The 9,262-nt window shown below is 68.7% G+C and carries 9 protein-coding genes; all 9 read left to right on the top strand.

What is annotated here, in order from left to right; translation table 11 throughout:
- Nucleotides 1-89: 89 nt before the first annotated feature.
- Entirely contained in the window at nucleotides 90-2,021 is a 1,932-nt protein-coding gene (locus tag AC1DQP_RS11975) for an autotransporter family protein (RefSeq protein ID WP_478051664.1), read from the top strand.
- 165 nt (nucleotides 2,022-2,186) lie between these two features.
- The gene (gene mdcA / locus AC1DQP_RS11980) at nucleotides 2,187-3,830 is read left to right on the top strand and encodes a malonate decarboxylase subunit alpha (protein ID WP_478051665.1); all 1,644 of its coding nucleotides are present in this window, start codon (nucleotides 2,187-2,189) and stop codon (nucleotides 3,828-3,830) included.
- Nucleotides 3,831-3,840: 10 nt separating this feature from the next.
- The gene (gene mdcC / locus AC1DQP_RS11985; RefSeq protein ID WP_457319344.1) at nucleotides 3,841-4,161 is read left to right on the top strand and encodes a malonate decarboxylase acyl carrier protein; all 321 of its coding nucleotides are present in this window, start codon (nucleotides 3,841-3,843) and stop codon (nucleotides 4,159-4,161) included.
- Nucleotides 4,158-5,054, top strand: coding sequence for a biotin-independent malonate decarboxylase subunit beta (locus AC1DQP_RS11990; RefSeq protein ID WP_256776749.1), 897 nt, complete (start codon nucleotides 4,158-4,160; stop codon nucleotides 5,052-5,054). Before mdcC ends, AC1DQP_RS11990 begins: the two co-directional genes overlap by 4 nt.
- Nucleotides 5,045-5,749 carry a biotin-independent malonate decarboxylase subunit gamma gene (gene mdcE, locus AC1DQP_RS11995; RefSeq protein WP_457319342.1) on the top strand — a complete coding sequence of 235 codons (705 nt, stop codon included), beginning with the start codon at nucleotides 5,045-5,047 and terminating at the stop codon, nucleotides 5,747-5,749. Before AC1DQP_RS11990 ends, mdcE begins: the two co-directional genes overlap by 10 nt.
- Before the next feature lie 3 nt (nucleotides 5,750-5,752).
- On the top strand, nucleotides 5,753-6,391 hold the full coding sequence (gene mdcG / locus AC1DQP_RS12000; protein WP_457319341.1) for a malonate decarboxylase holo-[acyl-carrier-protein] synthase: 639 nt from the start codon (nucleotides 5,753-5,755) through the stop codon (nucleotides 6,389-6,391).
- A complete protein-coding gene (gene mdcB, locus AC1DQP_RS12005) occupies nucleotides 6,388-7,272 on the top strand; it encodes a triphosphoribosyl-dephospho-CoA synthase MdcB (protein WP_457319340.1) in 885 nt (294 codons plus the stop codon). Before mdcG ends, mdcB begins: the two co-directional genes overlap by 4 nt.
- Nucleotides 7,269-8,186, top strand: coding sequence for a malonate decarboxylase subunit epsilon (gene mdcH, locus AC1DQP_RS12010; RefSeq protein ID WP_457319339.1), 918 nt, complete (start codon nucleotides 7,269-7,271; stop codon nucleotides 8,184-8,186). The genes mdcB and mdcH overlap by 4 nt, the downstream gene beginning before the upstream one ends.
- An 87-nt stretch (nucleotides 8,187-8,273) precedes the next feature.
- A partial coding sequence (locus AC1DQP_RS12015) for an SLC13 family permease (protein ID WP_478051666.1) occupies nucleotides 8,274-9,262 on the top strand: 989 nt, incomplete at its 3' end.

Raw genomic sequence — 9,262 nt, forward strand, 5'->3', positions numbered from 1 at the left:
TTTCACTGCTCGTGGACACAGGTTCGCTCGTGGGTTCGAGTGCCGCGTTTACTGACAGCACCATAAGCGGCATAGCGAGCGCGGCCAACGTGAGCAGCGGCAGCGCCATCACGCTCTCCAATTCCAGCATCACCGCGACGGGGGGCACTGAGTTTGACGGTGCGATCACCACGTTCGGCGGCGCGGTGACTGCGCTCAACGGCTCGGTCATCCGCGGAGAGGCGCACGGCCTGAGCATTCTGCACGCCAGTTCACTCGCCGTCGCCAGGCCTGGCGACGGCACGGTCATCATCGACGGATCGTCGGTGGTCGGCACCGCGGGCAGCGCGATCAACGTCCGCTCCGACGGGACCGGCCTGCTCGCCAGCACCGACATTTTCGTCCGTAACGGCGCCTCGCTCAGCGGCGGTGACGGCAACATCCTCACCGTCGAGCAAGGGTCTGCCACCGACCGCATCACCACGGCCAACCTCTTCGTGGAAGGCAGCGTGCTGGATGGCAACGTCCTGGTCGCCGCCGATGGCAGCGTTGGCAACGTTACCCTTTCCAACGGCGGTCGTATCAACGGCAGCTTCACTGGCGTCAACGCCGCTACCATCGATCAGGGCGGCTATTGGCAGCTCACGGGCAACAGTAGCGTCAACACGCTGACCGCGGCGACCGGCGGTGTAGTCGCGCTGGGCAACGGCACCGCGTTCAACACCCTGACCGTGAGCGGCAACTACACCGGCAACGGCGGCACGCTGCTGTTCAACACCGTGCTGGCCGGCGACGATGCCGCCTCGGACAAGCTGGTCATCGGCGGCGACAGCAGTGGCCAGACCAACGTGCGGGTCAACAACGTGGGTGGTGCCGGGGCGCAGACGGTCAACGGCATCGAGCTGATCACCGTGGCCGGTGCCTCCAACGGCCAGTTCGACTTGGCCGGACGTGCCGTGGGCGGGCAGTACGAATATTTCCTGTTCAAGAACGCAGGCAACTGGTACCTGCGCTCGCAGCTGCCGACGGCGCCGGACCCCTGCGATACCGATCCCACCCTGCCCGGCTGCGGCGGCCCCGTTGACCCGCCGGTGGATCCGCCGGTCGACCCGCCGGTGCCGGTGCTGCGTCCGGAAGGTGGGGCTTACCTGGCCAACCTGCAGGCCACCCAATCCATGTTCCGACTGGGCTACCACGACCGCCATGCCGGCCAGAACAGCGGCCGCGCCTGGGCGCGGGTGGATGGCTCGCGTACCGGCTTTGATGCGGTGAGCCAGCAGCTGGATGTGCAGGGCAACAGCCAGTCGCTCAGCGTCGGCGCCGATGTGTGGCGCAACGATGCGGGCAGCGGCGTAGGCGTGATGCTGTCCAGTGGCAATGCCACCAGCACCTCGACCAATGCGCTTACCGGCTACTACGCCCGCGGCAAGGTCAAGGGCGAAGCGCTGGGGGTGTACGGTACGTGGCGGGCGGGCAATGACGTCGATCCGTATGCCGGCTTCTACGTGGATGGTTCGGTGCAGCGTGCGCAGTTCCGTAACCGCGTGGAAGGCGTCGGGCTGGACGCCGAACGCTACGACAGCCGCGGCTGGCAGGGCGCGATTGAAACCGGCTACGCGTTCCGCGTGGGCGGTGCACAGGCCGGCGGGATCTTCCTGGAGCCGCAGTTGCAGGTGGGCTACAACCGCTGGGACGACCTGCGCCACACCGAGGCCAATGGCACGGTGGTGACCACGCAGGATGCCGATGGCTTGTATGGCCGCGTGGGTCTGCGTTTGTCCGGGGTGACGCGTTGGGGCGACGGCGCGGCCGATGTGCAGCCGTACGTCGCCGCCAATTGGCTGCACACCCGCGCCGAGTCGCAGGTGTGGATGGACGACGAGCGCGTGGACGCGCGCATTCCGCGCAGCCGCGCGGAAGTGAGTGCCGGTGMGTCGCTGAAGTTTGCCAACGGGCTCGGAGCCTGGGCGGGGTTGGCCCGGCAGCAGGCCAGTGGGTACCACCAGACCAGTGCCCAGCTGGGGATGAGTTACAGCTGGTGATGGGATGAGTTAGAGCTGGTGCTGGAATGGAGCCGCCCTTGGGCGGCTCTATTTTTGGGTCAATGCATGGATCCTGGGGGCTGGGGGTGGGCCAGCGCCCCTCTTGCCCCCACCAAATAGCGGTGGTAGCTTTGTAATTACAGCGTAATTATGAAGAGGCGCCCTATGGCTCGAGACTGGAACACGCTTGCGGATCGCCGCCAGGCAAGATTGCAGCGGGCCACCGATGCCGGGCTTGGGCGCCAGGTGCCCCATGCCGAGGTCACCCGACTCCTGCACACCGTGCTGGAACCCAGCGACCGGGTCTGCCTGGAGGGCAACAACCAGAAGCAGGCTGATTTCCTCGCCGAGTGCCTGGCCCAGCTCGACCCGGCCGAGATCCACGGCCTGCACATGGTCCAGTCCGTGTTGTCCCTGCCCTCGCATCTGGATGTCTTCGAGCGCGGCATCGCACAGCGCCTGGACTTCTCCTTCTCCGGTCCGCAGAGCGGACGACTGGCCAACCTGGTCGCCGAGGGCCGGATCGAGATCGGGGCGATCCACACCTATCTGGAACTTTTCGGCCGCTACTTCATCGACCTCACCCCGCAGGTCGCGTTGATCGCCGCCCAGGCCGCTGACCGCCACGGCAACCTCTACACCGGCCCCAACACCGAAGACACCCCCGTGATCGTCGAAGCCACCGCATTCCGTGGGGGCATCGTGATCGCCCAGGTCAACGAGATCGTCGACACCCTCCCCCGCGTGGATATCYCGGCCGATTGGGTCAACTTCGTCACCGAGGCGCCGCGCCCGAATTACATCGAGCCGCTGTTCACCCGCGACCCGGCCCAGATTTCCGAGATCCAGGTGCTGATGGCGATGATGGCCATCAAGGGCATCTACGCCGAGTACGGCGTGCAGCGCCTCAACCACGGCATCGGCTTCGATACCGCCGCGATCGAGCTGTTGCTCCCCACGTATGCCGAATCGCTGGGGTTGAAAGGCAAGATCGGTACGCACTGGGCGCTCAACCCGCACCCGGCGCTGATCCCGGCGATCGAGTCCGGCTTCGTGCAGTCGGTGCATTCGTTCGGCTCCGAGCTGGGCATGGAGCGCTACATCCAGGCGCGCTCGGATGTGTTCTTCACCGGCAGCGACGGCAGCATGCGCTCCAACCGCGCGTTCTCGCAGACCGCCGGCCTGTACGCGTGCGACATGTTCATCGGCTCCACGCTGCAGATCGATCTGCAGGGCAACAGTTCCACCGCCACCCGCRACCGCATCGCCGGCTTCGGTGGGGCGCCCAACATGGGCTCGGATGCACGTGGCCGTCGCCATGCCAGCCCGGCCTGGCTCAAGGCCGGCCAGGAAGCGGCCCTGCCCGGGCAGATGCCGCGCGGGCGCAAGCTGGTGGTGCAGATGGTAGAGACCTTCCGCGAGCACATGGCGCCGGCCTTCGTCGACCGTCTGGATGCCTGGGACCTGGCCGAGCGCGCGAACATGCCGCTGCCGCCGGTGATGATCTACGGCGATGACGTCACCCACGTGCTGACCGAAGAAGGCATCGCCAATCTGCTGCTGTGCCGCAGCCCGGAGGAACGCGAGCAGGCGATCCGCGGCGTGGCCGGCTACACGGCGGTCGGCCTGGGGCGCGACCGTGCCATGGTCGAGAACCTGCGCGACCGCGGCATCATCCGCCGCCCCGAAGACCTCGGCATCCGCACCCGCGATGCCAGCCGCGACCTGCTGGCGGCGCGCTCGGTCAAGGATCTCGTGCGCTGGTCCGGCGGGTTGTACAACMCGCCCAAACGCTTCCGCAACTGGTAAGGGGCACGCCATGGAAACCCTGCGTTATCGCTTCCCCGGGCAGCATGATCTCTCCGAGCGCGATCACCACGCGCTGGTCGGCGTGGTCGCCTCGGGCAATCTGGAAGTGCTGATCGAACCCACCCCGCTGGACGGTGCGATGGAGATCGAGGTGATCACCTCGGCCACCGGGTTCGACACCATCTGGCAGGCCGTGCTGGCCGATTTTGCCGCGCGCCATCCGCTGCGCAACGTGCGGCTGTCGATCAACGATGCCGGCGCCACCCCGGCGGTGGTCAGCCTGCGTCTGCAGCAGGCACTGGAAACGCTGCAGGAGGGAGACCCGTCGTGAGCAGTCACAGTTTCTACGAGGCCGATGCCCGCGAGCGCATCCACGGCTTGCTGGATACCGGCAGCTTCACCGAATTCGTCGGCCCCGGCCGGCGCATCATCAGTCCGCACCTGGCCCAGCTCGACCAGCCCGGCGCGTTCGATGACGGCATCGTGGTCGGCGCGGGCAGTTTGAACGGCCGCAGTGTCCTGATTGCCGCGCAGCAAGGCCAGTTCATGGGCGGCGGCGTGGGCGAAGTGCACGGCGCCAAGCTCACCGGCCTGCTCGAACGTGCCGTTGCGGTGCGCCCGGACGCGGTGCTGCTGCTGCTCGACAGTGGTGGCGTGCGCCTGCATGAGGCCAACGCCGGCCTGATCGCGATCTCCGAGATCATGCGCGCGGTGTTGGCCACGCGCGCGGCCGGGATTCCGGTGTTCGCGCTGATCGGCAGCGGCAACGGCGCGTTCGGTGGCATGGGCATCGTCGCCCGGTGCTGCACGGCGGTGGTGATGTCCGAGGAAGGCCGGCTGTCGCTGTCCGGCCCGGAAGTGATCGAGACCGTGCGCGGGGTGGAGGAGTTCGATGCGCGCGACCGCGCCCTGGTGTGGCGCGTGACCGGTGGCAAACACCGCTACCTGATCGGCGATGCCGTGCAGCTGGTGCCGGATCGCATCGAGGCGTTCGGCGACGCTGCAACGTCACTGATGGCTGCCCACACCGAGGCCGACGACCCGTTGCAGGCCCTCGAGCAGGCGCACGCCCGGCTTGGTGCGCGGATCGACGCCTACGGCAGTTGCCGCGATGGCCTGGACGTCTGGCGCCTGCAGGGCATCGCCGATCCCGAACAGCTGCCGTTGCTGGAGACCGCTGATTTCCTCGATGCGGTCAAGGACCGGAGCCTGCCATGGAACTGACCCCCCTGCTCGACGCGCTGTTCCCGCTCGGCCACGCGATCACCCGCAACGACGATGTGCTGGGCGGCACCGCCACCACTGCAGCGGGCGAGGTCACCGTGATCGGTACCGCCAACAAGCTGGAAGTCGGTGTCGATCACGCACTGACGCTGGCCGCTACCGTGCTCGCCAGTACCCGCGAGCATCCGCAACGGCCGATCGTGATGCTGGTCGATACCGCTGGCCAGCGGCTGGCGCGACGCGATGAAATGCTCGGCATCAACAGCTACTTCGCGCATCTGGCCCGCACGCTGGATCTGGCCCGCCGCCGCGGCGCTCCCCTGGTCAGCCTGGTCTATGGCGAGTCCGTGAGCGGCGGCTTCCTGTCGTTCGGGTTGATGGCCGACCGCATTTTCGCCCTGCCCGAAGCGCAGGTGCGCGTGATGGACCTGCGCGCGATGGCCCGCGTCACCAAACAACCGCTGGAGAAATTGCAGGCACTGAGCCAAAGCTCCCCGGTGTTCGCACCGGGCGTGGAGAACTACGTCAGCATGGGCGCGGTGGAGGCCGTCTGGGAGGGCGACCTCGCGCAGGCGCTGGTGGACGCGCTCAAGGCACCCATCACCGGCGATCAACGCCGCGCACGTGGCGCCGAGCGCGGCGGCCGCCGGTTGGCTGACGATGTCGCCGCTGCCGTGGCCGCAGGCGAGGCCTGAACCATGCGCCGGCACGACCTGGTCTGGCTCGATCCGCAGGCACCGTGGCAGGTGCTGACCGCGGGCGCGGAGGTGCGCCTGCGGGCGTGGGCCCAGGCGCGACTGCCGTTCGTGGTGGCGCGGCGCGACCCGGCCAGTGAGGGTGACCAGCTGCGGCTGGGCGTGCCGCTGCCACTGGCCGAGCAGCGCCAGCGGCTGTCGCTGCGCGTTGATCCGTCCGCCGTCCTGCGCAGCGCACCCCCGCCGCTGCTGGCCGAGGTTGCCGCGGATATCGGCCCGGCATGGCGTGAACGACTCCACGGCCTTGTCTCCGATACGGCCACCCTGCCCGCAGCCCCCCGCGTGTTCGGCAGCGCGGCATGGCAGCACCTGACCGGCCTGCCCTACCTGCACGACGGATCCGATCTGGATCTGCTCTGGGAGGTAGCCGACACCCGGCAGGCCGATGAGATCGTCGCCGTGCTGCACCCGCGTGAGCGGCAGCATCCCACGCGCCTGGACGGTGAGCTGCGCTTCCCGGGCGATCGCGCGGTCAACTGGCGCGAGTACGCCAGCGGCGCAAGGCGCCTGATGGTGAAGGGTGACGATGCGTGCTGGCTGGTGCCGCGCGAGGCGCTGGCCGCCTGGAAGGTCGCCGCATGAACGCCGTTCGCCAGCCCGTGCCTGCTACCGCAGCACCCTGCTCCGCCGACGCGCGTCGTCTCGGCCGCTTGGCCATCGCGAGCCTGCACGCCGAGCTCGCCTGCGCGCCCAAGCCCGGCCTGGTCACCCCCTTCAGTCGCGGCAGCCACAGTGACATGGATGCCGGCACGTTCCTGCGCAGTCTGTTCGCGCTGCGCGGTTACTTCGTCGCCATCGCGCAGGCCGGCGGCAACGATGCGCCGTTCGAGGCCCTGCGTTCGCTCGGCATCGCCGCCGAAGCCACGATGCTGCGCGCCACCGGCGGCATCAACACGCATCGCGGGGCGATCTTCAGCCTCGGGCTGCTGGTCGCGCAGTCTGCCCGCCTGCACGCCAAGTCTGCCCGCCTGCACGCCAACGGCGTGCGCGCGCCCTCGGGCGATGCGGTGTGTCGCGGTGTTGCCCAATGGCGATCGGCGCTGCTGGACGCCCCGCTGAACCCCGAGAGTCCCGGCCAGCGTGCCCGCCGCCGGCATGCCGTACCCGGTGTCCGCGAACAGGCCGCCGCCGGTTACCCGCTGCTGCGGGAACTGGCCCTGCCGACCCTGCAGCGTGTGCTGCGCACCACCCGGGACGCCGAGGCGGCGCAGGTGGAAACCCTGATGACGTTGATCGCCCACGTGGTCGATCTGAACCTGCTGCACCGTGGCGGTGAAGCCGGGCTGGCGTACGCGCAGCACCAGGCGCGCAGCTTTCTCGCGGAGGGCGGTGTCCAGCACCCGGCTTGGCGCGACCGCGTCAGCGCCATCGGCCACGCCTTCGAGCAACGTCGGCTCAGCCCGGGCGGCAGCGCCGACCTGCTGGCCTGCACCTGGTTCCTGCACCTGCAGGCGCGCGCATGAGCCTGGTCCTGCTCTGCCCGGGCCAGGGCGGCCAACACCCGGCGATGTTCGCGCGCGTTCGGGACGACGCGCGGGTACGCCCCATCCTCGCGCAGGCCAGCGACGTACTGGGCACGCCGGTGGAAGCACTTGCCGCCGAGGACGTGCGCTTCCGCAACACGTTCGCCCAACCCTTGGTCTGCGCCGCAGCGCTGGCGCACTGGGCCGCGTTGCGTGACCGGTTGCCGACGATTACCGCGGTTGCCGGTTACAGCGCCGGTGAGCTGGCCGCGCATGCGGTGGTCGGCAGCATCGACAGCGCGACCTGCCTGCACCTGGCCGCACGCCGCGCCGCACTGATGGACGCCGCCTCGCCGGCCGATGCCGGCCTGATCGCGGTGATCGGCCTGGACGCCCCCCAGATCACAGCACTGTGCGCCGGGCAAGCGGTGCATGTTGCCATCGTCAACGGCCCGGACCACGTGGTGCTGGGCGGCCTGCGCACCGGACTGGAGGCCGTCGCCGCCGCTGCCGCCCGTCAAGGCGCGCGCACGGTGTCTCTGCCGGTGGATGTCGCTGCACATACGCCGCTGCTGGCAAGCGCCGCGCAGGCGTTCGAGGGGGTGCTGCGTGACACCCCCCTGCAGGCACCGCGACTGCGCCTGCTGGCGGGCATCGACGGACGCAGCGTGGGCGATGTCGCGCGCGTGGTGCACACGCTGGCCGCGCAGATCGGACAGACCGTGCAGTGGCAGCAGGTGCTGGAACAGGCGGTCGAACGCGGCGGCAAGGTATTTCTCGAGCTGGGCCCGGGCTCGGCGCTGAGCCGCCGGGTGCGCGAGCTGCATCCGCAGCTGCAGGCACGCTCGGTGGAGGATTTCCGCACGCTGGAGGGCGTGCGGGAATGGGTGGGCGCCGCATGCGCACGCGCATGAGCGGCCACCCGAAGGTGTAACACCGGCAGTTCCCAGGTGGCGGGTCGCCATCATGCTGCACGCGTATCAAGTGTCTCGGGAGGGCGCATGAGTCCGCAAATCGCAACGATCATCGGCTTGGTGATCATGTTCATCGTGGCCACGGCCCTGCCCATCAACATGGGTGCCGTCGCCTTCGCGCTGGCCTTCATCATCGGCGGCCTGTTCGTCGGGATGGAGGGCAAGGAGGTCCTGGCCGGCTTCCCGGGTGACCTGTTCCTGACCCTGGTCGGCATCACCTACCTGTTCGCCATCGCGCAGAAGAACGGCACCATCGATCTGCTCGTGCATTGGGCGGTCAAGGCCGTACGCGGCCACATCGTCGCCATTCCGTGGGTGATGTTCGTGGTCACTGCGGTGCTGACCGCCTTCGGTGCGCTCGGCCCTGCGGCCGTGGCGATCATCGGCCCGGTGGCGCTGCGCTTTGCCAAGCAGTACCGGATCAACCCGCTGATGATGGGCCTGCTGGTGATCCATGGCGCGCAGGCCGGCGGCTTCTCGCCGATCAGCGTGTATGGCGGCATCACCAACCAGGTCGTGCAGAAGGCGGGGCTGGAAGTCACGGAAATGGCCGTGTTCCTGACCAGTCTGGGCTTCAACCTGCTGATGGGCATCATCTGCTTCTTCGCCTTCGGTGGGCTGGCGTTGATGCGCCGCGCGCCCACGGCGACCGCGCCGCTGGTGGCGGGCAGCCAGGCTTCCTCGCGTCAGTTCGCGATCGAAGGCCATGGCGCGCTGGTGTCGGCCGGTGGCGGCACGCTCTCCAATGATCCGGACGCACTGGATGACGTGCGCATCAACCGCGAGCGCGTGTTCACCCTGATCGGCCTGCTGGGCCTGGGCATCGCCGCCCTGTTCTACAACCTCAACGTCGGTCTGGTCTCGATCACCGTCGCGGTGGTGTTGGCGCTGCTCTCGCCCAACTCGCAGAAGGGCGCGGTGGATGGCATCAGCTGGTCGACCGTGCTGCTGATCAGCGGCGTGGTCACCTACGTGGCCGTCCTGCAGCAAGCCGGCGCGGTGGATTACATCGGGCA

The organism is Stenotrophomonas sp. P5_A8 (assembly GCF_056400545.1).

Excerpts from the sequence above, each read along its gene's own strand:
- mdcC (WP_457319344.1), top strand. The coding sequence starts at position 3,841 with ATGGAAACCCTGCGTTATCGCTTCCCCGGGCAGCATGATCTCTCCGAG.
- mdcE (WP_457319342.1), top strand. The coding sequence starts at position 5,045 with ATGGAACTGACCCCCCTGCTCGACGCGCTGTTCCCGCTCGGCCACGCG.
- mdcG (WP_457319341.1), top strand. The coding sequence starts at position 5,753 with ATGCGCCGGCACGACCTGGTCTGGCTCGATCCGCAGGCACCGTGGCAG.
- mdcB (WP_457319340.1), top strand. The coding sequence starts at position 6,388 with ATGAACGCCGTTCGCCAGCCCGTGCCTGCTACCGCAGCACCCTGCTCC.
- mdcH (WP_457319339.1), top strand. The coding sequence starts at position 7,269 with ATGAGCCTGGTCCTGCTCTGCCCGGGCCAGGGCGGCCAACACCCGGCG.